Source organism: Ferrovibrio terrae, from assembly GCF_007197755.1.
GTDB lineage: Bacteria > Pseudomonadota > Alphaproteobacteria > Ferrovibrionales > Ferrovibrionaceae > Ferrovibrio > Ferrovibrio terrae.
The window spans coordinates 2,506,718-2,530,315 of the sequence record NZ_CP041636.1 but is presented as its reverse complement, the minus strand read 5'-3'; the positions used below and the strand labels follow the sequence as shown (position 1 = coordinate 2,530,315).

The 23,598-nt window shown below is 63.9% G+C and carries 22 protein-coding genes; 8 read left to right on the top strand and 14 right to left on the bottom strand.

The features are described 5' to 3' along the window. Window positions 1-407: 407 nt before the first annotated feature. From gyrB to rpsT, 6 genes are all read right to left on the bottom strand, one after another. Entirely contained in the window at window positions 408-2,837 is a 2,430-nt protein-coding gene (gene gyrB, locus FNB15_RS12320) for a DNA topoisomerase (ATP-hydrolyzing) subunit B (RefSeq protein ID WP_144068987.1), read from the bottom strand. 12 nt (window positions 2,838-2,849) lie between these two features. Then, on the bottom strand, window positions 2,850-4,049 hold the full coding sequence (gene recF, locus FNB15_RS12315) for a DNA replication/repair protein RecF (RefSeq protein WP_246068674.1): 1,200 nt from the start codon (window positions 4,047-4,049) through the stop codon (window positions 2,850-2,852). Window position 4,050: 1 nt separating this feature from the next. Continuing rightward, on the bottom strand, window positions 4,051-5,169 hold the full coding sequence (gene dnaN, locus FNB15_RS12310; protein ID WP_144068986.1) for a DNA polymerase III subunit beta: 1,119 nt from the start codon (window positions 5,167-5,169) through the stop codon (window positions 4,051-4,053). Window positions 5,170-5,360: 191 nt separating this feature from the next. After that, on the bottom strand, window positions 5,361-6,839 hold the full coding sequence (gene dnaA, locus FNB15_RS12305; protein ID WP_144068985.1) for a chromosomal replication initiator protein DnaA: 1,479 nt from the start codon (window positions 6,837-6,839) through the stop codon (window positions 5,361-5,363). A gap of 56 nt (window positions 6,840-6,895) precedes the next feature. Beyond that, the gene (locus tag FNB15_RS12300; RefSeq protein ID WP_144068984.1) at window positions 6,896-7,324 is read right to left on the bottom strand and encodes a rhodanese-like domain-containing protein; all 429 of its coding nucleotides are present in this window, start codon (window positions 7,322-7,324) and stop codon (window positions 6,896-6,898) included. 465 nt (window positions 7,325-7,789) lie between these two features. Continuing rightward, a complete protein-coding gene (rpsT, locus tag FNB15_RS12295; RefSeq protein ID WP_144068983.1) occupies window positions 7,790-8,053 on the bottom strand; it encodes a 30S ribosomal protein S20 in 264 nt (87 codons plus the stop codon). 190 nt (window positions 8,054-8,243) lie between these two features. Between rpsT and FNB15_RS12290 the strand changes: the two genes are divergently transcribed. From FNB15_RS12290 to ggt, 3 genes are all read left to right on the top strand, one after another. Next, window positions 8,244-8,828, top strand: a complete 585-nt coding sequence (locus FNB15_RS12290) for a hypothetical protein (protein ID WP_144068982.1) — start codon at window positions 8,244-8,246, stop codon at window positions 8,826-8,828. Window positions 8,829-8,953: 125 nt separating this feature from the next. Further along, a complete protein-coding gene (locus tag FNB15_RS12285) occupies window positions 8,954-11,293 on the top strand; it encodes a bifunctional salicylyl-CoA 5-hydroxylase/oxidoreductase (RefSeq protein ID WP_144068981.1) in 2,340 nt (779 codons plus the stop codon). Window positions 11,294-11,384: 91 nt separating this feature from the next. Then, a complete protein-coding gene (gene ggt, locus FNB15_RS12280; RefSeq protein ID WP_144068980.1) occupies window positions 11,385-12,989 on the top strand; it encodes a gamma-glutamyltransferase in 1,605 nt (534 codons plus the stop codon). Here ggt and FNB15_RS12275 read toward each other — a convergent pair. Beyond that, window positions 12,986-13,513, bottom strand: a complete 528-nt coding sequence (locus FNB15_RS12275) for a carboxymuconolactone decarboxylase family protein (RefSeq protein WP_144068979.1) — start codon at window positions 13,511-13,513, stop codon at window positions 12,986-12,988. The two genes, ggt and FNB15_RS12275, sit on opposite strands and share 4 nt — an antisense overlap. Window positions 13,514-13,651: 138 nt before the next feature. Here FNB15_RS12275 and FNB15_RS12270 point away from each other — a divergent pair, with 138 nt between their 5' ends. After that, on the top strand, window positions 13,652-13,939 hold the full coding sequence (locus tag FNB15_RS12270; protein WP_221932640.1) for a winged helix-turn-helix transcriptional regulator: 288 nt from the start codon (window positions 13,652-13,654) through the stop codon (window positions 13,937-13,939). On the opposite strand, the gene FNB15_RS12265 is transcribed toward FNB15_RS12270, so the two are convergent. Beyond that, window positions 13,922-14,905: a YeiH family protein gene (locus FNB15_RS12265; RefSeq protein WP_144068977.1), complete on the bottom strand. Its 984-nt coding sequence runs from the start codon at window positions 14,903-14,905 to the stop codon at window positions 13,922-13,924. The two genes, FNB15_RS12270 and FNB15_RS12265, sit on opposite strands and share 18 nt — an antisense overlap. A gap of 8 nt (window positions 14,906-14,913) precedes the next feature. After that, window positions 14,914-15,459 carry a hypothetical protein gene (locus FNB15_RS12260; RefSeq protein WP_144068976.1) on the bottom strand — a complete coding sequence of 182 codons (546 nt, stop codon included), beginning with the start codon at window positions 15,457-15,459 and terminating at the stop codon, window positions 14,914-14,916. Window positions 15,460-15,700: 241 nt separating this feature from the next. Here FNB15_RS12260 and ispH point away from each other — a divergent pair, with 241 nt between their 5' ends. From ispH to rnhA, 3 genes are read left to right on the top strand one after another with little or no spacing between them, the layout of a single operon-like run. Next, window positions 15,701-16,663 carry a 4-hydroxy-3-methylbut-2-enyl diphosphate reductase gene (gene ispH, locus FNB15_RS12255; protein ID WP_144068975.1) on the top strand — a complete coding sequence of 321 codons (963 nt, stop codon included), beginning with the start codon at window positions 15,701-15,703 and terminating at the stop codon, window positions 16,661-16,663. Between the two features lie 12 nt (window positions 16,664-16,675). Further along, window positions 16,676-17,665 carry a homoserine kinase gene (locus tag FNB15_RS12250; protein ID WP_144068974.1) on the top strand — a complete coding sequence of 330 codons (990 nt, stop codon included), beginning with the start codon at window positions 16,676-16,678 and terminating at the stop codon, window positions 17,663-17,665. Window positions 17,666-17,667: 2 nt separating this feature from the next. After that, window positions 17,668-18,150, top strand: a complete 483-nt coding sequence (rnhA, locus tag FNB15_RS12245) for a ribonuclease HI (protein ID WP_144068973.1) — start codon at window positions 17,668-17,670, stop codon at window positions 18,148-18,150. Between the two features lie 31 nt (window positions 18,151-18,181). Here the strand turns inward: rnhA and FNB15_RS12240 are convergent, their stop codons facing one another. After that, window positions 18,182-18,664 carry a peroxiredoxin gene (locus FNB15_RS12240; protein ID WP_144068972.1) on the bottom strand — a complete coding sequence of 161 codons (483 nt, stop codon included), beginning with the start codon at window positions 18,662-18,664 and terminating at the stop codon, window positions 18,182-18,184. Between the two features lie 126 nt (window positions 18,665-18,790). After that, window positions 18,791-19,594, bottom strand: coding sequence for a protein-disulfide reductase DsbD domain-containing protein (locus tag FNB15_RS12235; protein WP_144068971.1), 804 nt, complete (start codon window positions 19,592-19,594; stop codon window positions 18,791-18,793). 107 nt (window positions 19,595-19,701) lie between these two features. Between FNB15_RS12235 and FNB15_RS12230 the strand changes: the two genes are divergently transcribed. After that, on the top strand, window positions 19,702-20,280 hold the full coding sequence (locus FNB15_RS12230; protein WP_144068970.1) for a YqgE/AlgH family protein: 579 nt from the start codon (window positions 19,702-19,704) through the stop codon (window positions 20,278-20,280). Here FNB15_RS12230 and FNB15_RS12225 read toward each other — a convergent pair whose 3' ends face one another. The 3 genes from FNB15_RS12225 to thrC are packed head-to-tail and all read right to left on the bottom strand — an operon-like array spanning window position 20,281 to window position 23,595. Then, window positions 20,281-20,901 (bottom strand): GNAT family N-acetyltransferase, encoded by a 621-nt coding sequence (locus FNB15_RS12225; RefSeq protein ID WP_144068969.1) that lies wholly within the window; start codon window positions 20,899-20,901, stop codon window positions 20,281-20,283. Between the two features lie 25 nt (window positions 20,902-20,926). After that, the gene (locus FNB15_RS12220) at window positions 20,927-22,186 is read right to left on the bottom strand and encodes a M16 family metallopeptidase (RefSeq protein WP_144068968.1); all 1,260 of its coding nucleotides are present in this window, start codon (window positions 22,184-22,186) and stop codon (window positions 20,927-20,929) included. After that, a complete protein-coding gene (thrC, locus tag FNB15_RS12215; protein WP_144068967.1) occupies window positions 22,183-23,595 on the bottom strand; it encodes a threonine synthase in 1,413 nt (470 codons plus the stop codon). The genes FNB15_RS12220 and thrC overlap by 4 nt, the downstream gene beginning before the upstream one ends. Window positions 23,596-23,598: the final 3 nt, after the last annotated feature.

Here is a 23,598-nt window from a genome sequence, read left to right as displayed (position 1 = left end):
TCTGCCACATTCGCCCATCGCCTTCTCGGTCGACTCGACGTTAGCGAAGCACGCCTACGTGGCTATTCATCCGCTTGCGGATGTTAATCGGAACACTTTCGACCTGGCTGCCCTAGTAAGCTTCTGCGCTTCAAATGCGCATATCCGTTCTAGCCTCCGCTATTCAAATTCCTTTGCGAGCGTTTGCCCCATTGCGAGCTGTTGAGCCGGAAGATCGAGATTCATGTCTCGCTACATGGATGCGCCAACGACCCGCAAATGATTGGGGGCTGGCAACCCACCGATCGCCAGCCCCCAATCATTGATTCTCAATAAAAACCCCGAACTCAGACCATAATTTTTGCCGTTTTAAAACTGTGCCTTTGCTTGCAGTCCGGCTAGCTTTCCGTCGCCGAACAACAAAAACCTCAAATATCCAGGTTCACCACATTCAGCGCATTGCCCTGGATGAATTCGCGGCGCGGCTCGACAACATCGCCCATCAGGGTCTCGAACACGTTGTCGGCGTCTTCGGCGTGGTCGATCCGCACCTGCAGCAGGCTGCGCGCCTCGGTGTCCAGCGTGGTCTCCCACAGCTGGTCCGGATTCATCTCGCCCAGGCCCTTGTAGCGCTGCATGGTGATGCCGCGCTTGCCGGTGGCCTGCACGCGCTCGAGCAGATCGAGCGGGCCGCGGATCACATGCTTCTCGTCCTTGCGGCGCAGTTCGGCCGGCTGCAGATAGGTGGCCTGCAGCTCGCGCGCCATGTCGTTGAGCTTGCGCGCCTCGGCCGAGCGGAACAGCTGGCCATCCAGCACATAGCTTTCGGTATAGCCGCGCAGCGCGCGCTTCACCATCAAGGTGCCATCGCCCACGGCTTCGGCCACCCAGCCGCGCTCCAGGTCCGGCGTCATCTGGTTCAGGCGACTGGCGAGCGCCTCGGCCTTGGCCGGATCGGTCACCAGATCGGCCTGCAGCATGCCGAGAATGGCGGCATGTTCGACCACCCAGGGATTATAGCGCTTGCCGATCGCCGTCAGCAGCGCGCGGGCCATGCGGGCATGATCCAGCAGCGTCTTGAGGTCATCGCCGGCGCGCTGGTTGCCGTCGTGCAGGTTGAGCACGGCGCCATCAATGCCTTCGCTGATCAGGAAGTCTTCCAGCGCGGCCTCGTCCTTCAGGTAGCGCTCCGACTGGCCGCGCTTGATCTTGTAGAGCGGCGGCTGCGCGATATACAGATGCCCCGCATCGATCAGCGGCTTCATCTGGCGGAAGAAGAAGGTGAGCAGCAGGGTGCGGATATGGGCGCCGTCCACGTCGGCGTCGGTCATGATAATGATCTTGTGATAGCGCAGTTTGGCCACATCGAAATCGTCATGCCCGATGCCGGTGCCCAGCGCCGTGATCAGCGTGCCGATTTCCTGCGATGACAGCATCTTGTCAAAGCGCGCGCGCTCGACATTGAGGATCTTGCCGCGCAACGGCAGCACGGCCTGGTTGGCGCGGTTGCGGCCCTGTTTCGCCGAGCCGCCCGCCGAGTCACCCTCGACGAGGAAGAGTTCGGATTTGGCCGGATCGCGCTCCTGGCAATCCGCCAGCTTTCCGGGCAGCGACGAAATGTCCAGCGCGCCCTTGCGGCGCGTCAGTTCGCGCGCCTTGCGGGCCGCTTCACGCGCGGCGGCGGCTTCCACCACCTTGCCGATGATCTGGCGGGCTTCCTGCGGATGCTCTTCCAGCCAGTTGGACAGCAGATCCGTGACCATGCTTTCCACCGCCGGGCGCACTTCCGACGACACCAGCTTGTCCTTGGTCTGCGACGAGAATTTCGGATCGGGGACCTTCACGGACAGAACGCAGGTCAGGCCTTCGCGCGAGTCTTCACCGGTGATCGCCACCTTTTCCTTCTTCAGCACGCCGGTTTCGGTGGCGTAGTTGTTGATGCAGCGGGTCAGCGCACCACGGAAGCCGGCCAGATGCGTGCCGCCATCGCGCTGCGGGATGTTGTTGGTGAAACACAGCATCGTCTCGTGATAGCCGTCGTTCCATTCCAGCGCCACTTCGATGCTGATGCCCTCGCGCTCGCCACGGATGGCGATCGGCGGCTTGTGCAGCGGTGTCTTGTTGCGGTCGAGATAGGCCACGAAAGCCTCGACGCCGCCGTCGTAGCGCAGCTCGGTGCGCTTCGGCTCGACGCCGCGCAGGTCTTCCAGCACGATCTTCACGCCGTTGTTGAGGAAGGCCAGCTCGCGCAGGCGATGTTCCAGCGTGGCGTAATCGAATTCGGTCTTCGTGAAGGTTTCCGACGACGGCAGGAAGGTGACTTCCGTGCCGCGCTTGCCCTCGGCCTCGCCCACCACGGCCAGCGGCGCTTCGGCTTCGCCATGACGGAAGCGCATGTGATAGGCCTTGCCGCCGCGCCAGATGCGCAGGTCGAGCGTGACCGACAGCGCGTTCACCACCGAGACGCCGACGCCGTGCAGGCCGCCCGACACCTTGTAGGAATTCTGGTCGAACTTACCGCCGGCATGCAGCTGGGTCATGATGACCTCGGCCGCCGACACGCCTTCTTCCGGATGGATATCGACCGGAATGCCGCGGCCGTTGTCGCGCACCGTCACCGAGCCATCGGGGTTGAGGCCGACATAGGCTTCGTCGCAATAGCCGGCCAGCGCCTCGTCGATGGCGTTGTCGACCACTTCGTAGACCATGTGGTGCAGGCCGGTGCCGTCATCGGTGTCGCCGATATACATGCCCGGGCGCTTGCGCACCGCATCCAGGCCCTTCAGCACCTTGATGGACGAGGAATCGTAATTCTCGCCGTTGCCTTCGTTGCCCTGCGGGTTCACTGGTTCGCTCATGTTTCCACTACCTCAACTAAAAACGGTCCGCGGCGCCACAACGCCGTCGCTCACCGTGAAAAATTCCGCATGGCCGGTCAGGCCTGCGAACAGGTCCTCGTCCGTGCCGGTCAGCCAGACCTGCCCGCCGCCGCTGAGCAGTTCCTCGTAAAGCGCCGTGCGGCGCCTGACATCGAGATGCGCCGACACTTCGTCCAGCAGCATCAGCGGCGCAATGCCGCGCCGCGCCCGGATCAGCCGCGCATTGGCCAGCGTGATCGCGATCAGCAGCGCCTTCTGTTCGCCGGTCGAGCATTGCGCGGCCGGCTGGTCCTTGTCGGCATGCCACACCGCCATGTCGCTGCGATGCGGGCCTTCGGTGGCGGCACCCGCGTCGCGGTCGATGCCGCGCCGTTCGGCCAGCAGCTTGCGCAGTCTTTCTTCCACGGCCAGCGCCGGCATCTCGACCAGCCAGGCTTCGACTGTGCCCTGCGCCGCGAGCCGCGCCTTGGGAAACACGCCGGCTGCCAGCGCCATGCCGGCCTCGATGCGGGCCAGACCATCACGTCTTGCGGCCGCCACCGCCACGCCATGCTCGGCCATCTGGCTTTCCAGCGCCGCCAGCCAGGCCGGATCGGCGCCGCCGTTCTTCAAAAGGCGATTGCGTTCGCGCATCGCCTTTTCATAGGCCGCCACCTGGCGGGCATGACCGCCATCCAGGCCATAGACCAGGCGATCCATGAAGCGCCGCCGCGTGGACAGGCCTTCGACAAACAGGCGGTCCATCTGCGGCGTCAGCCAGACCACGTCCAGATACTCGACCAGGCCGTTGGCGCTCGACACCGCCTCGCCGTTGATGCGCACGACGCGGCGCTCGGCGCCCTCGTCATCGCCGCCGTCGGCCAGACCGGTGCCGATGGCGACCGGACCGACGCAGCTGGCCAGATCGGCCTGCGCCACCCATTTGACGTTGCTGCCGCAGTCGCTGCGGCTGACATCCGAAAGCCTGGCGCGGCGCAGACCGCGGCCGGGGCTGAGGAAAGACAGCGCCTCGAGGATATTGGTCTTGCCGGCGCCATTCGGTCCGGTCAGCACCACCGGGCCGCCATTCAGGCGCAGATGCAGCTCGGGGTAATTGCGGAAGTCGCGCAGCTTCAGCGACAGGACTGCGATGCCGCCTGTCGTAACACCTTCATACGACTGTTCCGCAACCCGGACCGCGCTGCGTGCCAAATCACACTCGCATCGGCATCAGCACATAGAGCGCACCGTCGTCGCTCGGATCGCGCACAACGGTGGGCGCCAGCGCGTCAGCCAGCAGGAAGCGGGCATTCTCGCCTTCGATCTGCCCGGCAATGTCGAGCAGGTAGCGCGAATTGTAGCCGACCTCGATCGGCGCCGAGCTGTAGGAAGCCGTGAGCTGTTCAGAGGCCGAGCCCTGGTCCGGGCTGGTGGCCGACAGCTCGATGCCTTCCGGCTTCAGCGACATCTTCACCGCGCGGCTCTTCTCGGTCGAGATGGTGGCGACGCGGTCGACGGCGGCGGCAAAGGCCTTGCTGTCGACTTCCATCACCTTGTCATTGTCGCGCGGAATCACGCGCTCGTATTCGGGGAAGGCGCCGTCGATCAGCTTCGACACCAGCACCAGATCGCCGATGGCGAAGCGGATCTTGGTCTCGCTCAGTTCGATGCGGGCTTCGGTGGCGCTGCCTTCCAGCAGCTTGCGCAGCTCGTTCACCGTCTTGCGCGGCACGATCACGCCGGGCATGCCGGCGGCACCGGCCGGCAGCGGCGATTCCACGCGGGCCAGGCGATGGCCGTCGGTGGCGACCGCGCGCAGCATCGGCACGCCGGCGCTGCTGGCCGCATGCACGTAGATGCCGTTGAGGTAGTAGCGGGTTTCTTCCGTGGAGATGGCGAAGCGCGTCTTGTCGATCAGGCGGCGCAGCTGGTCGGCCGGCAGCGTGAAGCCGTGCGGCAGCTCGCCGGCGGCCATGACGGGGAAGTCTTCCTTCGGCAGGCAGCTCAGCTTGAAGCTGGAGCGGCCGGCGCGCAGGTCGAGGCGCTGTTCGGCCGCCGTGAAGGTCAGCTCGACCTCGGCGCCTTCGGGCAGCTTGCGCACGATGTCGTAGAAGGTATGCGCGGCCACCGTGGTGGCGCCGGGCTTCGACACCTTGGCGGGGTGCTTCTCGACCACCGCGATATCAAGGTCGGTCGCGGTCAGCGCCAGCTTGTCGCCCTCGGCTTCCAGCAGCACGTTCGACAGGATCGGGATCGTGTTGCGGCGCTCCACCACACTCTGGACATGGCTCAGGGCAGTCAGCAGGACAGCGCGCTCAATGGTCAGTTTCATGGTGGAAAACCGGTCATGTTTTTGTTGGTTTGCGGCAGGAGCTGCCGAGTCTGTTAAGTATATCAAAGCCCCCTTTTGTACGCGAGGCATTTGCCCCTTCGGGCGTCGTTTTTGCATGTGCGAAGGGCCCGCCTGTCCGGCGAGCCCTTGCAAAGTCTATCTATTTGATTTTACTGGATTTTGCTGAAAAATTAGCTTTCCAGTTTGCGGCGCAGCAAATCGATGTCTTCCGCGAAGGCGGCATCGATCTCGCGCAGCTCCTCGATCTTGCGCACGGCGTGCATCACCGTGGTGTGGTCGCGGCCGCCGAATTTACGGCCGATTTCCGGCAAGGAGCGCGAAGTCAGCTGCTTGGCCAGATACATCGCCACCTGGCGCGGACGCGCCACGGCGCGCGCGCGACGCGGGCTGTGCATGTCGGCGAAGCGGATCGAGTAATGCTCGGCCACGCGCTTCTGGATCTCTTCGATCGTCACCTTGCGGTCGTTGGCGCGCAGCAGATCCTGCAGCACTTCCTGCGCCGAGGTGACGGTGACCGGCTTGCCGACGAGGCTGGCATAGGCCGAGATGCGGTTCAGTGCGCCTTCCAGCTCACGCACATTCGACGTGATGCGGCGGGCGAGGAATTCCAGCACATCCTGCGGAATATTGGTCAGGCCATTCTTCTCGGCCTTGGCCTGCAGGATGGAGAGGCGCAGTTCGAAATCGGTCGGATGGATGTCGGCGACCAGACCCCAGCCCAGACGCGAGCGCATGCGCTCCTCGATGCCTTCCAGGTCCGACGGCGAGCGGTCGCCCGAGACGATGATCTGGCGGTTCTGGTCGCACAGCGCGTTGAAGGTATGGAAGAACTCTTCCTGGGTGCTTTCCTTGCCGGCGATGAACTGGATGTCGTCGATCATCAGCACGTCGACCGAGCGGAACTGCTCCTTGAAGGCCATCGTGTCCTTGAAACGCAAGGCGCGGATGAACTGGTACATGAACTTCTCGGCCGAGAGATAGACCACGCGGCGCTCGGGGAAGCGCTGGCGGATATGCCAGCCGATCGCATGCATCAGGTGGGTCTTGCCCAGACCGACTCCGCCATAAAGGAACAGCGGATTGTAGGTCACGGTCGGGCTTTCGGCCACGCGGAGCGCGGCGGCACGGGCCAGTTCGTTGGACTTGCCGGTGATGAAGCTGTCGAAGGTGAAGCGCGGATCGAGCGGCGCGGAAAGCTCGCGCTCGACATCGTCCATGTCGCGCACCTGCAGGGCGGGACGGCTCGGCGCGGCCGAGGAGGCAGAGCCCGGACGGCCGGTCATCCCCGAGGGGGCACCCGGCTCGATGGCCGGCACGGTCGCCGCCATGGCCTTGCCGGCCTGCTGCGGCTGCAGCGAAGCGGTCGGACGGACGTGAATGATCACGCGGCGCACATCGGCATTTTCCAGACGCCAGATTTCGCGCAGGCGCTCGCTGTAATGATTGGCAACCCAGTCGCGCATGAAACGGGTCGGCACGGCGAGATGCACATCGCCGTCCTTGGCGAGGCCTTCATCGGCCAGCGCCAGCGGCTTCAGCCAGGAATTGAAGGCGGCATCGCCGAACGACACGCGCAGGCGGGTACGAACCCGCTGCCACTGCACATCGAGCGGTTCGCCCGGCACAGCGGGGTGCTGATTGTCGGACATGTCAGACATGGAGACAGAGTGCGGCTGCGGCTGAGACGACTTGACCATGACCGACCTCAGCTCTGAAGCCAGGCGAGACCGGCAGCCTTCCAGCCGCCCAATCGTCCGCGATGCTTTTCGCCATCCAGATCGCCTTCAAAACCGCCTGCAACATTGTAGCAGGGGCCGAGGCCGGCGGCCGTCATGGCCTTGGCGGCGGCGCGCGAGCGGGCACCCGAACGGCAGAGGAAATACAGCGCCTGGCCCGGCTTCACACCCTGGCTGCGCAATTCATCGGCAAAACGCTCGTTCACACTCATCTCGGGATATAGTTGCCAGGACACGAATAAGGGACGCTTGTCGAGTTTGCCCAGATCAGGCGAACCGACGAAGCTCCATTCAGGTTGGGTGCGGACGTCGATCAGCAGCGCGTTGGGGTCGTTCGCCAGCTGGTTCCAGGCTTCGGTCGTCGAGATATCGCCAGCATAGTCTTTATCCCCCGCCATTACCGAAGCCAACATCCCCAACCTCGCGTTACGTTTTGTTGTTTCAAGTCTATGTTTTCGTCACGCGTGCTGTCAGTTGCAAAACAGTGATTTTCAACACTGTGCCCTGAGGCTCATCCCCGAATGCGGAACAAATTTCCTGCTACGCGAGGCGGTCTCGAAAGTTCTTTAACAAGTGGCAGCCGGGGCATTAAAGGGAAATCATCAGGGCCACGCAAGCGGACAGATGAAGACTCCCCGAAAAATATTTTTAGCTGTTGCAGAATTGGAACTTGCCGCTGCGAATTTACGCGCTGGGCGTATAGCGCACGAACTAATCCCCTTGCTGATAAAACGTCCGCGAACATACCTGCCGCGTAAATCGTCCTTCGCAGACGCATAAAAAAACATCGCCCGCTGCAAAAACAGACGGGCGATGTTCTTATGCAGTACAGCTCGTGTCCGCCGCTGACGCGGCCGACAAAATCAAGCCATAGCTTTGACGCGGGCGTTCAGACGCGACAGCTTGCGCGAGGCAGTGCGCTTCTGGACCACCGACGTGCTGACGCTCTTGTCGAGGGCGGGCTGCGCCTTCTTCAGAGCGGCCGTTGCGGCAGCCTTATCGCCCGAGGCGATTGCGGTTTCGAGGGACTTCACAGCGGTGCGCACCTTGCTGCGACGGGCACGATTGACGGCCGTGCGCTTCTTGGTCTGGCGGGCGCGCTTCTCCGCGGACTTATGCTGAGCCATAGCTTGGAATTTCCGATAGTTTCTAAGATGCCTTGCGGCCAAATCGAGGCCGGGGTTATAGCCCCACCCCCGGCAGGCGTCAACCCCGCCAAACAGGGCATCTGCAACGGCTTTTTCCGCATTTTCAGCCGCCTTCCCAGCCACTCGGCGGCGGCTTGCGGCAGCCCGGTCGCGTCGGCATAGTGCGGCCATGCCTGACATCGCCTTGATCGCCCAAATGGTTTATCTGCTTGGCGGTATCCTGTGTCTGGTTCTGGTGGCCCGCAGTCCGATCCCGGCTGCATTCTTCTGGGGCGTCGGCGCGGCGCTGCATACGGCGATCGCGCTGGCTGAATTAACCGCCCTGACAGGCTGGTCGGTCCTGGCAGGGCTGGAATCGGACCTGCGCTATCTGGCCTTCAGCCTGGGCCTGGTCGCCATCGCGCTCGGCGCCATATTCAGCCTGATCATTCCGCCCGGTTCCAAACGCATCACCCTGTACACGGGTATAGCCATCGCCGTGGCAATTGCAGTCGCCGCCGACCGCCTGCCGCTCGGCAACCTGCCGCTGCCACTGATCCTGCTCGGCATTCTGATGCTCGCGGTTCTGGTCGGCCTGCGTCACCGCCCTGCCCCGGCGCGCTGGCTGCTGCTCGGCGTGCTGGCGCTCGCCTTCGCCGAGCTCGCCCGCTACCGCTATCTTGGTTTCGTGCCGCTATCACCGGGCGAACTGTCGCGCATCTGTTTCGGCATTGCGCTGGCCGCCTTCGGCCTGACCGCCTCCCGCGCCCGCTGACCTTCTTCTGACCCTGCGGCAAAAGAGCCGCTTGCCGGAAATTATTTTAAATATAAAATATATTGCATTCGGAGAGTGTCCGGTTCCGTCGGAAACCGGCCGGCCTGAAATCCAGGGGTAATCCAATGCGCATGACCATCGTCGGGGCCGGTCCGGCCGGCCTGTATCTGGCTCTGCTGATGAAAAAGGCCGATCCCGGCCACCAGATCACCATCTGCGAGCGCAACCAGCCCGACGACACTTTCGGTTTCGGCGTGGTGTTTTCCGACGAAACCCTGAACCAGTTCCTGGCCGAGGATGCCACGACCGCGCAGGCGATCCGCGAGAATTTCGCCTACTGGCATGAAATCGACGTGGTGGCCGGCAGCGAGACCATCCGTTCCGGCGGTCACGGTTTCTGCGGCCTGGCCCGCAAGAAGCTGCTGCATATCCTGCAGGAGCGCTGCATTGCCGAAGGCGTCATCCTGAAATTCGGCAGCGAGCAGCAGGATTTCGAAGCCTTACGCCGCGACTGTGACCTGCTGGTCGGCGCCGACGGCATCAACAGCCTTGTGCGCGATACCTGGAAGCAGACCTTCCAGCCGAGCCTGGACTGGCGCCGCAACAAATTCGTCTGGCTAGGCACGACGTTGCCACTGGACACCTTCACATTCATCTTCGAGGCCAACCAGCACGGCCTGTTCCAGGTCCACGCCTATCGCTTCGAAGACGGCCTTTCGACCTTCATCGTCGAGACGACGGAAGAGACCTGGCAGCGCGCCGGCCTCGACAAGGCGAGCGAGGCCGACACCACTGCTTATTGCGAAACCCTGTTCGCGAAGCAGCTGAAGGGCCACAAGCTGCTCACCAACCGGTCGCTCTGGCGCACCTTCCCGACGATCAAATGCGAACGCTGGGTGCATGAGAATGTCGTGCTGATCGGCGACGCCGTGCACACCGCGCATTTCTCGATCGGTTCCGGCACCAAGCTCGCCATGGAAGACTCCATCGCGCTCAGCCGTGCGCTGAATGCCGGCCATCCGTCCATTCCGGCTGCACTCAAGGCATTTGAAGAGGCCCGGCAGACCGAGGTGTCGATCCTGCAGCATGCGGCGCAGGTGTCGCTGGAATGGTTCGAGCATACCGACCGCTACCGCGAATTCGAGCCAATCCAGCTGGCGCTGAGCCTGCTGTCGCGCTCCAAGCGCATCACCTACGAAAACCTGCGTCTGCGCGATCCCGCCTTCATCGGCCAGATCGACCGCTGGTTCGCCGAGAAAGCAGCCAGGCAGCTCGGCACGGCTGTGCCGGGCGGTAATTCGCCGCCGCCGCCAATGTTCACGCCCTTCCGCCTGCGCGACATGACGGTGGAGAACCGCGTGGTGGTCTCACCGATGTGCCAGTATTCGGTCGAGGAAGGCCTGCCGAATGACTGGACGCTGGTGCATCTGGGCAGCCGCGCCGTCGGCGGCGCCGGCCTTATCATCACCGAAATGACCGATGTGGCCGCCGAGGCCCGCATCACGCTGGGCTGCACCGGCCTGTGGAACGACCAGCAGGCCAAGGCCTGGCGCCGCATCACCGATTTCGTGCATGGCAACAGCAAGGCGAAGATCGCCGTGCAGCTGGGCCATGCCGGCCGCAAGGGCGCCACCACGCTGCCCTGGTCGGGCGGCTATGACCGCCCGCTGCCGAAGGGCGAAGACTGGGAGATCGTCGCGCCCTCGGCCCTGCCCTATTACCCCGACAGCCAGGTGCCGCGCGCCATGACGCGGGCCGACATGGAGGCCGTGCGCGACGATTTCGTCGCTGCGACCAGGCTGGCGATCGCGGCCGGCTTCGACATGATCGAAGTGCATTTCGCCCATGGCTATCTGCTCTCGACCTTCATTTCGCCGCTGACCAACCAGCGGATCGACGACTACGGCGGCAGCCTGGAAAACCGCATGCGCTTTCCGCTCGAAGTCTTCGATGCGGTACGCGCTGCCTGGCCGGCGGAACGCCCGATCTCGGTGCGCCTCTCGGCGGTCGACTGGGTACCGGAGGGCCTGTCGCTTGAAGAGTCGGTCCAGATTGCAAAAATGCTGAAGGCGCATGGCTGCGATCTGGTCGATGTGTCGGCCGGCCAGACAACCATCGAGGCAAAGCCGCAATACGGCCGCATGTTCCAGACGCCATTTGCCGATGCCATCCGGCAGGAGGCCGGCATCGCCACGATTGCCGTCGGCGCCATTACATCTGCCGATCAGGTCAATACCATCGTGGCGTCGGGCCGCGCCGATCTCTGCGCCCTGGCGCGGCCCCATCTGGCCGATCCGTATTTCACCCTGCACGCTGCCGCCGATTACGACTGGCGCGGCGTGACCTGGCCGAAACAGTACGACGCCGGGCGGGACCAATTGTACCAATTGCGCAAGCGCGAACGCGAAGAGGCGCAGGCGGCGGATTCTTTCGCAAAGCAGCGCGCACGCAGGGATGAAATATAGGTTGGGATGAAATCTGACCAACACCTGTGACGGTCTGAGAACTCTGGTGTAGGCTCGCGCTCGCAAGTTTACTTCCGGAGTTCTGATCATCATGCGTGACCTGCATCTGCCTGGCCGTTCGGTGGCCATGGGCCGCCATGGCGCTGCCGCCACCTCGCACAGCCTCGCCACCGTCACCGCCATCGAGATTCTGAAACGCGGCGGCAACGCCACGGATGCGGCCATCGCCGCCTGCGCCGTGCAGGGCGTGGTCGAACCCGGTTCGACCGGCATCGGCGGTGACAACTTCGTGCTCTACGCGCCGGCCGGCACCAATACGAAAAAAGGCGGCAAGGTCTATGGTCTGAACGGCTCGGGCCGTGCGCCGAAGGGACTGACCGCCGACCTGCTGATCAAGCAGGGCCTGAATGAAATCCCGCTTACCTCGCCGCATGCCGTCACCATTCCCGGCGCCGTCGATGCCTGGGCCAAGCTGAATGCGAAATTCGGCAAGATGCCGCTCGGCGAATTACTGCAGCCGGCGATCAAGTTTGCCGAGGAGGGCTTCCCGGTCACCGAGCGTGTGTCCACCGACTGGCGCCGCAACGAGGCCAAGCTGAAGGCCGACGCCAATACCGCGCGCATGTGGCTGAAGGACGGCCGGCCGCCGCAATTCGGCGAGACCTTCCGCGAGCCCGAGCATGCCAAGGTGCTGCGCGAGATCGCCGCCAAGGGCCGCGATGGCTTCTATACCGGCTGGGTCGCCGACGACATCGTGACCTATCTGCGCGGTCTGGGCGCCACGCATACGCTGGAAGACTTCGCCACCCAGGAGGCTTTCTGGGTCGATCCTATAGCCACGCGCTACAAGGACGTCGAGATCCTCGAAATCCCGCCGAATGGTGTCGGCATCATCACGCTGCTGATGCTGAATATCCTGAGCGGCTTCGACTTAAGCAAATACGATCCGGTCGGCGTCGAGCGTTTCCATATCGAGGCGGAGGCCACCCGCCTCGCCTTCCAGGCGCGCGATCTTTACGTGGCCGACCCTGCCTTTGCCGATGTGCCGATGCAGAAGCTGTTGTCGATGGACTTCGCCGACGAGCTGCGTGGCCGCATCGACCTGAAGAAAGCCATGAATCCGCCGGGCCCCGTCGGCGGCCAGTCCTATCGCGACACCGTGTATCTCAGCGTGGTGGACGAAGAGGGCAATGCCTGCTCCTTCATCAACTCGCTGTTCTGGCCCTATGGCACGGCGCTGACCAGCCCGAAGACCGGCGTGCTGCTGCAGAATCGCGGCGCCGGCTTCAAGGTCGAACCCGGGCATCTGAATTGCGTCGAGCCGTGCAAGCGGCCGCTGCACACCATCATCCCGGCGATGGCGCTGAAGGACGGCCAGCCCTGGCTGTCCTTCGGCGTGATGGGCGGCGGCTTCCAGCCGGTCGGCCAGAGCCATGTGCTGACCAACATCCTCGATTTTGGCATGAATGTGCAGGAAGCCATCGACTGCCCGCGCGGCTTCCATACCGCCGGCAAGTTCGAGGCCGAGCGCGGCATCCGCGAGGATGTGCTGCTGGGCCTGGCCAATCTGGGCCACGAGATCAAGCAGGCCGAGATGCCGCATGGCGGCGGTCAGGCCATCCTGATCGACCGCGCGAATGGCGTGCTGCAGGCCGGCTCGGATCCGCGCAAGGATGGCTGCGCTCTGGCCTACTAAGCTGCAGGAAAGCGCGGCGCGCCGGGTTCGAGCGCCACGCCGGTGGCGTTCACGGTGAACGAGACCATGTGATAGAAGCCGACCAGCGCAATGATTTCGATCATCTGCGCCGGCGAGAAATAGGCCACGGCCTCCTGCCAGAGCGCATCGTCGATGGTCGCGGCATGAACCAGCGTGCCGGCAAGCCGGATCAGCATGGCTTCATCATCCTTCCAGTCGGCTGCTGTTCCCCGCACGGTCGCGCGGACGTCTGCCGCGGTGAAGCCGGCTTTCGCCGCGAAGAACGCCACATGCACGCTCCATTCGTATTCCGCACCCAGCATCGCCGTGGTGCGCAGGATGAGGATTTCGCGCTGGCGTAAAGTGATCGAGCCCTTGTCGAGCAACCCGCCGCCGCGCCAGCGCGACAGCACGCGCGGGTTATGCGCCACGGTGCGGAACAGCGCGATATCGGCCGGCATCTGCGCCAGTTCGGCGGCTGCTTCGGGCGGATAGGGCTGGGTGAGCGGCGCGAGACGGGCCATGGTGTCGGTCCTCCTGTTGTGCTATGATTTCAGTAGCAAGATAATGCTATTAAATCAGTAGCACAAGGACTGGAAATGCCCACCAAATCCCCCCTGCCCCGTCAGCCGGTCCGCGGTTCGGCCACTGGCCGCCCAATCATGGCCCTGCTGGACCTGCTGGGGCGCCGCTGGGGCCTGCGCGTGCTGTGGGAGTTGCAGGAAGGGCCGCTGACCTTCCGGGCCCTGCAGGCGGCCTGCGACGGCGTTTCGCCCACGGTGCTGCAGCAGAGGCTCAAGGAACTGCGGGCGGCCCGCCTGGTGGTGCATGACGGCGGCCGGGGCTATGTCCTGACAGAGGCGGCGCGTCGGCTGCAGCCGAACCTGATGGCCCTGCATGACTGGGCCGAGGACTGGGCTAAGGACGGCGGTTCAGAAGAACAGGAATAGCCCTGCGAGCACGAAGCAGAGCAGCACGAGCGTCTCTGCCAGGATCAGCGCCAGCGGTTTCCAGCCCAGCGCGAACAGTTCGGCAAACGACGTCTTCACGCCAAGCGCTGCGATCGCCACCAGCAGGCACCAGCGCGAGATTTCCGAAACGCTGCTCACCACAACGGCCGGCAGCGGGATCACGCTGCCGAGCACGACGAGCGCGATGAAGCCGAGCAGGAAATGCGGCAGCAGCGGCTGGGTCTGCGTGCCTGTGCCGGCGGCGCGGGTGCGATAGATCAGGCCGATGCCGACCACCACCGGCAGAAGGCAGGCCACGCGGATCAGCTTCACGAAGGTCGCCACATCGCCGGCATGCGGCGATACGGTGAGGCCCGCGCCCAGCACCTGCGCCACGTCATGGATCGTGGCGCCGAACAGCACGCCGGACGCGGTTTCATCCAGCCCCAGCATCGAGGCCATTACCGGATAGATGATCATGGCGATGGTGGAAAACGCCGTCACGCCGATCACGGTGAGCAGTGTGAGGCGCTCGGCCTGCGGCGACCGCGGCAAAGCTGCCGAGATCGCCATTGCTGCCGACGCGCCGCAGATGCCGACGGCACCGCCTGAGAGCAGGCCTTCCTCGCGGCTGCGGCCAGCCAGCCGAGCCAGCAGCAGGCCGCTGCCGATGGCGACCGTCACGCCACAGACCGCCAGCAAGATCGGGATCGGGCCGAGTTCGGTGATGCGATCCATCGTGATGCGGATGCCGAGCAGGGCAACGCCGATGCGCAGCACGGTGCGCGCCGACAGATCGATGCCGGGCCGGACCCGCGCGTCGGTGCTGAGGAAATTGAACGCCATGCCGAGCAGCAGCGCGAGCAGGAATGGCGGACCGCCGTAATGTTCGGAGATAAAGCCGACGGCAAGTGCCACTGTGGCGGCGACCGTCAGTCCCGGCAGCAGGTTGCGCATGCGCTCCATGACAGGCGTCAGAAACCGCGTTGCTGGCGGATGCGATTCAGCTGGTCCTGCGGAATTTCCAGGCCGACCAGGATTTCGTAATCGAAGGTCGGGCGACCCTGCAACGGCAGAACCTGCTCGAACTCGTCGGCGACGATGACGCGACGCTGCCCGTCCTTGAACGGGATGCGGGCGACGAACCGGTTGCGGGACAGGATATTCTGCTGCTTGTCGACCACGGCGACGAAATACGGCACCTGGGCTTCGGCCTGGCTGGCGGCCGGGCCGCGCGCGGCGCCAACCTGCAGAACGAAGCTGATCACCACCGTGGCCTGCTTGTCTTCGTATTTGCAGCTGCCGTTGAAATCGAGCAACTCGGTTTCGAAGGTGACATCGGTCAGGTCGCGGCCCGGACCGTCGCGATACTGGGTCGCCTTGTTCGCATCGCCCAGGATGCCGACCCGCGGGCAGGGCGGCACGCGGGTTTGATAACTGCCGCTGCAGGCGGACAGCAGACCAGCCAGCACAACGGCGGTCAGGGCAATGAGCGGGAAACGGAAGGAATGCAGGGTCATGGCGAGACGCTTACCGGTCCGGCAGGTAGAGGGCGGCGGGGCGAGCGGAACGGCACCGGCGTATCCGGGCGGCCTTTCCTTCGCGAGGCGAGTGTATTAGCTTGCCCGGCACAGTTTCCCGGGCCCATCCTGTATAGAAGAGGGGCCTGCCCGAAACAAGCGACAGGTCTGCAAGCCGTTGAAATGAAATGGCTGATTGAGGCCTGGATTCGATGCCCGGACCCGAGTGACACGCCGCCCGATGACCTCCACCGACCGCCCTTCGATCTCCCTGGTGCTGGCTGCGCCGCGCGGCTTCTGCGCCGGCGTCGACCGCGCCATCCAGATCGTCGAACGCGCCCTGGAGCGCTTCGGTGCGCCGGTCTATGTCCGGCATGAGATCGTCCATAACCGTTTCGTGGTCGACAGCCTGGCCGCCAAGGGCGCCGTCTTTGTCGACGAGCTCGATGAAGTGCCCGCCGGCGCCCATGTGGTGTTCTCGGCACATGGTGTGCCCAAATCGGTGCCGGCCGACGCCGAGGCCCGCGAGCTCTCCTACCTCGACGCCACCTGCCCGCTGGTCAGCAAGGTGCACCGCGAAGCCGAACGGCACCATCGCGAAAACCGCCTGATCGTGCTGATCGGCCATGCCGGTCATCCGGAAGTGATCGGCACCATGGGCCAGTTGCCGCCCGGCGCCGTGCTGCTGATCGAAACCGTGGCCGATGTCGCCAGCCTGCAGGTGCCCGCCAGCGAGCCACTCGCCTATATCACGCAGACGACGCTGTCGGTCGACGACACCGCGCATATCATCGCAGCACTCAAGCAGCGCTTCCCGCAGATCGAGGGTCCGAAAAAGGAAGACATCTGCTACGCCACCACCAACCGGCAGGTTGCCGTAAAAGCGATCGCCGCGCATAGCGAAGCCGTGCTGGTGATCGGCGCGCCAAATTCGTCCAACTCGCTGCGCCTGGTGGAAGTCGCCAAGCGCGAGGGGTGCCGCATTGCCTTGCTGGTGCAGCGCGCCAGCGAGATCGACTGGACGGCGCTTGAAGGCGTCAAATCCGTTGGTATCACGGCTGGCGCCAGCGCACCCGAACTGCTGGTCGAGGAAGTGATCGCCGCTTTTCGCGAACGCTACGACGTCACGGTGCGCGAGATCGCCACCGCCACTGAATCCGTGCAGTTCAAACTGCCTGTTGCCCTCGACGCTTCCGCCGCCTGAACCGCACCCGCCATGGCCGTCTACACCGAAATCGACGAGACGCAGCTCAATGCCCTGCTGCAACGCTACGAGCTTGGCTGCGCGCTGTCGGTGAAGGGCATCGCCGAAGGCGTGGAGAATTCCAACTACCTGCTCGGCACCGAAACCGGCAGCTACATCCTCACGCTCTACGAGCGCCGGGTGAAGCGCGATGACCTGCCCTATTTCCTCGGCCTGATGGACCATCTCGCCGCCAAGGGACTGGCCTGCCCGACGCCGATCCATGATCGCGACGGCAACCTGCTGAACGAAGTGGCCGGCCGCCCCTGCGCCATTATCAGCTTCCTCAACGGCGTCTGGCCGAAAAAGCCGACTGCAAAACAATGCCAGGAACTCGGCGCCGCCACGGCGCGGCTGCATCTGGCCGGCAAGGACTTCCCGCTGCACCGGCCGAATGCCCTGAGCGTGGATGGCTGGGCCAAGCTGGTGGCCGATTGCGAAGCCAGGGCCGACAGCGTGATGCCCGGCCTTGCCCATGACATCGCGCGTGAATACGACGCGCTGAAAGCCGCCTGGCCGGAAACGCCCGGCCGCGCCGGCGACAGGCCGCTGCCGCATGGCGTGATCCATGCCGACCTGTTCCCCGACAATGTCTTCTTCATTGGCGAAACTTTCAGCGGGCTTATCGATTTCTATTTCGCCTGCAACGACTATTTCGCCTACGAAGTGGCGATCAACCTGAATGCCTGGTGCTTCGAGGCCGATGGCGCCTTCAACGTCACCAAGGCGCGGGCGCTGCTGAGCGGCTATGAAAGCGTACGGCCGCTGACCGATGGCGAGGTGCATACGCTGCCGCTGTTCGCGCGCGGCGCGGCGCTGCGATTCCTGCTGACGCGGCTTTATGACTGGCTCAACCAGGTGCCCGGCGCGCTGGTAAAGCCGAAGGACCCGCTGGAATACTGGAAGAAGCTGAAATTCCACCGCCAGGTGCTGGGCGCTTCGGCCTACGGCATCGAACGCTAGCAATGTCTGATCCGCAGAGCGTGGAAATCTTCACCGACGGCGCCTGCCTCGGCAATCCGGGTCCGGGTGGCTGGGCCGCCCTGCTGCGGCGCGGCGAGACCGAAAAGGAACTCGCCGGCGGCGAACTGGACACCACCAACAACCGCATGGAGCTGACAGCGGCGATCATGGCCCTTGAGGCCCTGAAAAAGCCCTGCACCGTCGCACTCTATTCCGACAGCCGCTATGTGATCGACGGCGCCACCGGCTGGCTGCGCTCATGGAAAGCGCGCGGCTGGAAAACCGCCGACCGCAAGCCGGTGAAGAATGTCGATCTGTGGCAGCGGTTTGAAGAGGCCGTCGCGCCGCACAAGGTGAGCTGGCACTGGGTGCGCGGCCATGACGGCCATGTCGAGAATGAGCGCGTCGACGTTCTGGCGCGCAATGCCGCCATCGAAATCGCCGGCGAAGATTTCAAGCCGAAAAAGAAAAAGCCGGCCCGGTAAACCCGGACCGGCTTTGCATTAAGCGGATCGTTCAGATCTGGCTGAACAGTGTATTCGCGTCCGACACTTCGAAGGCGCCAGGCTTTTCCAGGTTCAGCTGCTTCACGACGCCATCATCGACCAGCATCGAGTAACGCTGCGAGCGCACGCCCATGCCGCGGGCGGTGAGATCGAATTCCATGCCGATCGCCTTGGTCAGCTCGCCCGAACCATCAGCCAGCATCACCACCTTGTCACCGACATTCTGGGCCTTGCCCCAGTTGCCCATCACGAAGGCGTCATTGACCGAGAGGCAGGCGATGGTTTCCACGCCCTTCTTCTTCAGGTCGTCATACTTTTCGATGAAGCCCGGCAGGTGCTTGGCCGAGCAGGTCGGCGTGAAAGCACCCGGCAGGGCAAACAGCGCAACCTTCTTGCCCTTGAAGAATTCGGCGGCCTTCACGGCCTGCGGGCCCTGTTCGGACATCACGTACAGCGTGGCATCGGGGATACGGTCGCCAACCTTGATGGTCATGGTTTCCTCGTTATCAGTTTGAATATTGGCCGGTACAGCGCCGCGGATACGGCGCGGGTAAAATGATCCGCCCGGCGCGGTGAAACAAGGGGTCTGCCCCAGAATACAGACAGGGATTACAGGGGATCAGGGCGGCAGCACCAGTTCGGCCTGCAGGGCCCGGTCGACCAGCGTCAACCGCAGGAGCTGGTTCGCCTTGTCGGGCGAATAGGTCGCCGGCAGATCGAAACGCACCTCCTGGCCGTTCGCGGCCAGATTGACCACGGGCCGGCCAAACCAGCTGTCGGGTGCCCCCTCCACGAACAGCTCCGGTTCATGCAGGGGCGTCTGGCTTTGCAGCGTCACCATCAGGCGGTCGGGTTTGAGGCGGTGCGAGACAAGCTGCACCCCGGCCTGTGCTGCCGGCTGCGGCACGCGGGCGCGCCATTTCGCGATCAGGAGCTGGTTCTGGGTCGACGCGCTGTCCTGGCTGCGCAGCAGCAGGCGGTCATTGCGCAGGATGCAGATATCCTTGCACACGCCATATTCCAGCATGAGATCGAGACCATACGGAACGCCACTATCCAGGCGCTCGACGCGCAGCGGCAATACCACTTCGCCGCCATAGCCATAGATTTCGGTCTTGCCGATCAGGATGCGCCTTGGCGCCGGCCAGGCCACATCGACGCGCGTCACATTGCGCGATGCCGTCCAGTCGAACTGCGCCGGCACGCCGCCCTCACCGGGCGTGCGCCAGTAGAATTTCCATCCCGGCGACAGTTGAATCTGCAGTCCGGCCTCATCGCCGCTGCCCTGAATCAGGGCAATCCTGACAGGAGCATTCGGAAGCTGCAGATGTTGCGCCCGCGCAGCCATGCCGGGGCAAACCGACAGGATTACGGCAATAATTATCCCGGCAAGCGAGCCGAGGCTGCGGACGGCGTTGGTCATGACCCGAGTCTGTCTACTGGCCCATCAATTGCAAGACCTGTTCCCAGCCGGCAATGTAGACAAGTCGATCCGGTGGGGTAACATTCGGGTGAAACCGGAGTGTGGGTATGACCAGCACGAGCGAGATTTCCGGCTATCTGGAACGGCAGTTGCTGATCGCCATGCCGAGCATGGCGGATCCGCGCTTTGCGCGTACCGTGATCTACATGTGCTCGCACAATGCCGAAGGCGCCATGGGGCTGGTGATCAACAAGCCTTATCCAGGCCTCACCTTTCCCAATCTGCTGACCCAGCTCGGCATAGAATCGACGGCGGACAACAACATTGTCGTACGCCTGGGCGGCCCGGTCGAAACCGGTCGCGGCTTTGTGCTGCATTCCACCGACTACATGCGCCAGGGCAGCGTGAAGATCGACGAGGCCATCGGTATCGGCCTGACCGCGACACTGGATGTGCTGCGTGCGATTGCCACGGGCACCGGGCCGCAACACAGCCTGTTTGCGCTTGGTTATGCCGGCTGGGGCGCGGGCCAGCTCGATTCCGAAATCCAGGAAAACGCCTGGCTGGCCGTTCCGGCCGACTTCGAGCTGCTGTTCGATTCCCATCTGGATGGCCTGTGGGATCGGGCCGTGCGCAAGATCGGTATCGACGTCGCCAAACTGTCGACCACCGCAGGACACGCCTGATCAGGCCCGGATCGGACCCGGCTCAGGTATCGGGGACGGCAGGGGCAACGGATCGTTGGCCAGCCGTGCATAGAGCTGATGGTCGCGCCAGACCCCGTTGATCTTCAGATATTCGCGCAGCAGGCCTTCGCTGCGAAAACCGGCATGATCCAGCAGTCGCCGGCTGGGCAGGTTTTCCGGCAGACAGGCTGCCTCGATGCGGTGCAGCTTCAGCAGCTCGAAGCAATGCCGCAGCATCACCGCCAGCGCCTCGCCCATATGGCCCTGTCCGGCGAAAGGCTTGCCGATCCAGTAACCCAGTTCGCCGCATTGCGCAGCGCCGCGGCGGATATTTGACAGCGTGATGCCGCCGACCAGCCCATCATTGCGGCGCAGGTAGATGAAATACGCCTCTCCATGCTCCTGCCGGCGCAGCCGCTCGAACCAGGCCAGCCGGCGGCGATAGCCTTCGCGGCTCAGCGAGTCTTCCGCCCAGGTCGGTTCCCAGGGTTGCAGATGGTCGCGACTGACCGCGCGCAATGTCGCCCAGGTGTCGTAATCGCTGATATCGGGTGCACGGAGATACAGCTTCTCGCCGTGCAGGATGGGCGCAAGCGGGGGAAGGAAGCGGCCGAACAGCATGTCCCCCCTCCCCGCCTCTCTCGCCTCAGCCGAACCGTGCGGCGAAGCGGTTGTAGCTTTCCAGCTGCTCGACGGGCCCTAACGCTGCCACCGCAGGCGGCGCCGTGCGCATCACGCGCTCGGCCACCTTGCGCACGGCCGCGGCATCGACGCGATCGACCGAGGCCAGCACTTCGTCGATATTCAGCGGCCGGCCGAACAGCAGCATCTGGCTGCCCAGCTGCTCGATGCGCGCTCCCGAGCTTTCCAGCGACATGACCAGGCCGACCTTGAGCTGGGCGCGTGCGCGCTGCAGCTCGTCGTCATCGACCCGACTGCAGAGCTTACCCAGTTCGTCTGCCAGCACCGGCATCAGTTCCGGCAGCTTTTCGCCGCCGGTGCCGGCATAGATCGTCATCAGACCGCCATCGCGGTAGGAGGCCGGATAGGCATAAACCGAATAAGCCAGGCCACGCTTTTCGCGCACTTCCTGGAACAGCCGCGACGACATCCCGCCGCCCAGCACCGTGGCGTAGACCTTCATCGCATAATAATCGGGATCGTCGAAGGCGAGCCCGGGGAGCGCGATGGCGACATGCGCCTGTTCAAGGTCGCGCACTTCGCGCTTTTCGCCACCGCTGTAGCTTGCCGTCTGCTGCGACGGACGCGGCGAGCGGTTGAAGCCGCCGAAAAGTTTTTCGGCCTCGGCCATCAGCATGTCGTGATCGACGGCGCCGGCGGCGACGAGAACCAGGCTCGGGCCATGGTAGAAGCGATCCAGGAAGCCCTGCAGGTCGCTGCGCTGCATCCCGGAGACGCGCTCGACCGTGCCCAGGATCGAACGTCCCATCGACTGCGCCGGAAATGCGGTTTCCTGGAGATGATCGAAAATGATGTCGTCGGGCGTATCTTCCGACTGGCCGATCTCCTGGATGATGACGCCGCGCTCGCGCTCCATCTCTTCGGCATCGAAGACGGAATGCTGCAGGATGTCGGACAGGATATCGAGCGCAAGGCCGGTATCCTCTGCCATCACACGCGCGTAATAGGCGGTCTGCTCACGCGAGGTGAAGGCATTCAGATGGCCGCCGACCGCTTCGATTTCCTCGGCGATGGCACGGGCCGAACGGCGCTCGGTGCCCTTGAAGGCCATATGCTCGAGCATATGCGCGACGCCGTTGATCTCCGACGTCTCGTCGCGCGCCCCGGCATCGACCCAGATGCCGACCGAAACGGTTTTCACCAGCGGCATGGCCTCGGAGACCACCCGCATCCCATTGGAAAGTGTACTGATCTTGACTGTCATGCTTTTACTCTACGCGTTTCAATGAAATTACGCACCGTGGCATAATCGTTCTTCAGGAGAGTCTGGCGCTCGGGCCGTTCGAACAGGTCGGCCATACGCGGCGGCAGGGGCGGATGACGGCCGGTTGCGGCTTTCACCGCATCAGGGAACTTGGCGGCATCGGCCGTCGCCAGCGTGATCAGCGGGGTTTCCACCGGCAGGGCACCTGATTTGCGCTGTTCAGCAGACACAACCAGCCCCACCGCCGTATGCGGATCGACCAGCAGGCCATTGCCGGCCTCGAAGGCCGTCTTCAGCATGGCTTTGGTCGCGGCCTCGTCGGCCTTGCCGGCGGCGAATAGCTGCTTCGTCTCGGCCAGTGCGTTGGGCGAAACGGTGAAACCGCCGCTCTGGTCAAGCTCGCCCATCAGCTTGCGGATCTGCGCGCCGTCGCGGCCATGCATGTCGAACAGCAGGCGTTCGAAATTGCTCGCCACCTGGATATCCATGCTCGGACTGATGGTCGGCTCGACGCCGCTCTTGCGATAGTCGCCACTGGCAAAGAAGCGCGCCAGGATGTCGTTGCGATTGGTCGCCACGATCAGCTTGGAGATCGGCAGGCCCATTTTGGCGGCGCAGTAGCCGGCGAAGATATCGCCGAAGTTTCCGCTCGGCACGCAAAACGCCGGCGCACGATCCGGACCACCGAGGCTGAGCGAAGCCGTCACGTAATAGACGATCTGCGCCATCACGCGGGCCCAGTTGATCGAATTCACCGCCGTTAAACCAACGGAATCGCGGAAGGCTGCGTCGTTGAACAGCGCCTTCACCATGGACTGGGCATCGTCGAAGGTGCCTTCCAGCGCGATGGCATGCACATTGCTGTCGGCAACAGTGGTCATCTGCCGGCGCTGCACATCCGAGACGCGGCCGTCCGGGAACATGATGAAGATGTCGAGATTGGCGCGACCGCGGCAGCCCTCGATGGCCGCCGAACCGGTATCGCCCGAGGTGGCGCCGACGATGGTGGCCCGTTTGCCCGAACGGGTCAGTGCCCAGTCGAACAGCCGGCCAAGCAGCTGCAGTGCCACATCCTTGAAAGCCAGCGTGGGGCCGTGGAACAGCTCCAGCACCCAGTCATTGTCGCCGCTCTGGCGTAGCGGCACGACCGCCCTGTGGCCGAAGGTGCCATAGGCTTCCGCAATCATCTGCTTGAGATCAGCGTCAGGAATGCTGCCGCCAATGAAGGGCTTGATGACCCTGAAGGCTATCTCGGCATAGCTGAGCCCGCGCATGGCACGCCAGTCGGCGGCCGAAAACTGCGGCCAGCTTTCCGGCACATAAAGGCCGCCATCGGTTGCCAGGCCGGCCAGCAGCACGCCCTCGAAATCGAGAGCGGGAGCCTGGCCACGGGTGGAGACGTATCGCATGGA

Bases quoted from the DNA above. Each gene is read 5' to 3' on its own strand.
- gyrB (WP_144068987.1), bottom strand. From the start codon at position 2,837: ATGAGCGAACCAGTGAACCCGCAGGGCAACGAAGGCAACGGCGAGAAT.
- dnaN (WP_144068986.1), bottom strand. From the start codon at position 5,169: ATGAAACTGACCATTGAGCGCGCTGTCCTGCTGACTGCCCTGAGCCAT.
- dnaA (WP_144068985.1), bottom strand. From the start codon at position 6,839: ATGTCCGACAATCAGCACCCCGCTGTGCCGGGCGAACCGCTCGATGTG.
- FNB15_RS12300 (WP_144068984.1), bottom strand. From the start codon at position 7,324: ATGGCGGGGGATAAAGACTATGCTGGCGATATCTCGACGACCGAAGCC.
- rpsT (WP_144068983.1), bottom strand. From the start codon at position 8,053: ATGGCTCAGCATAAGTCCGCGGAGAAGCGCGCCCGCCAGACCAAGAAG.
- FNB15_RS12290 (WP_144068982.1), top strand. From the start codon at position 8,244: ATGCCTGACATCGCCTTGATCGCCCAAATGGTTTATCTGCTTGGCGGT.
- FNB15_RS12285 (WP_144068981.1), top strand. From the start codon at position 8,954: ATGCGCATGACCATCGTCGGGGCCGGTCCGGCCGGCCTGTATCTGGCT.
- ggt (WP_144068980.1), top strand. From the start codon at position 11,385: ATGCGTGACCTGCATCTGCCTGGCCGTTCGGTGGCCATGGGCCGCCAT.
- FNB15_RS12275 (WP_144068979.1), bottom strand. From the start codon at position 13,513: ATGGCCCGTCTCGCGCCGCTCACCCAGCCCTATCCGCCCGAAGCAGCC.
- FNB15_RS12270 (WP_221932640.1), top strand. From the start codon at position 13,652: ATGGCCCTGCTGGACCTGCTGGGGCGCCGCTGGGGCCTGCGCGTGCTG.
- FNB15_RS12265 (WP_144068977.1), bottom strand. From the start codon at position 14,905: ATGGAGCGCATGCGCAACCTGCTGCCGGGACTGACGGTCGCCGCCACA.
- FNB15_RS12260 (WP_144068976.1), bottom strand. From the start codon at position 15,459: ATGACCCTGCATTCCTTCCGTTTCCCGCTCATTGCCCTGACCGCCGTT.
- ispH (WP_144068975.1), top strand. From the start codon at position 15,701: ATGACCTCCACCGACCGCCCTTCGATCTCCCTGGTGCTGGCTGCGCCG.
- FNB15_RS12250 (WP_144068974.1), top strand. From the start codon at position 16,676: ATGGCCGTCTACACCGAAATCGACGAGACGCAGCTCAATGCCCTGCTG.
- rnhA (WP_144068973.1), top strand. From the start codon at position 17,668: ATGTCTGATCCGCAGAGCGTGGAAATCTTCACCGACGGCGCCTGCCTC.
- FNB15_RS12240 (WP_144068972.1), bottom strand. From the start codon at position 18,664: ATGACCATCAAGGTTGGCGACCGTATCCCCGATGCCACGCTGTACGTG.
- FNB15_RS12235 (WP_144068971.1), bottom strand. From the start codon at position 19,594: ATGACCAACGCCGTCCGCAGCCTCGGCTCGCTTGCCGGGATAATTATT.
- FNB15_RS12230 (WP_144068970.1), top strand. From the start codon at position 19,702: ATGACCAGCACGAGCGAGATTTCCGGCTATCTGGAACGGCAGTTGCTG.
- FNB15_RS12225 (WP_144068969.1), bottom strand. From the start codon at position 20,901: ATGCTGTTCGGCCGCTTCCTTCCCCCGCTTGCGCCCATCCTGCACGGC.
- FNB15_RS12220 (WP_144068968.1), bottom strand. From the start codon at position 22,186: ATGACAGTCAAGATCAGTACACTTTCCAATGGGATGCGGGTGGTCTCC.
- thrC (WP_144068967.1), bottom strand. From the start codon at position 23,595: ATGCGATACGTCTCCACCCGTGGCCAGGCTCCCGCTCTCGATTTCGAG.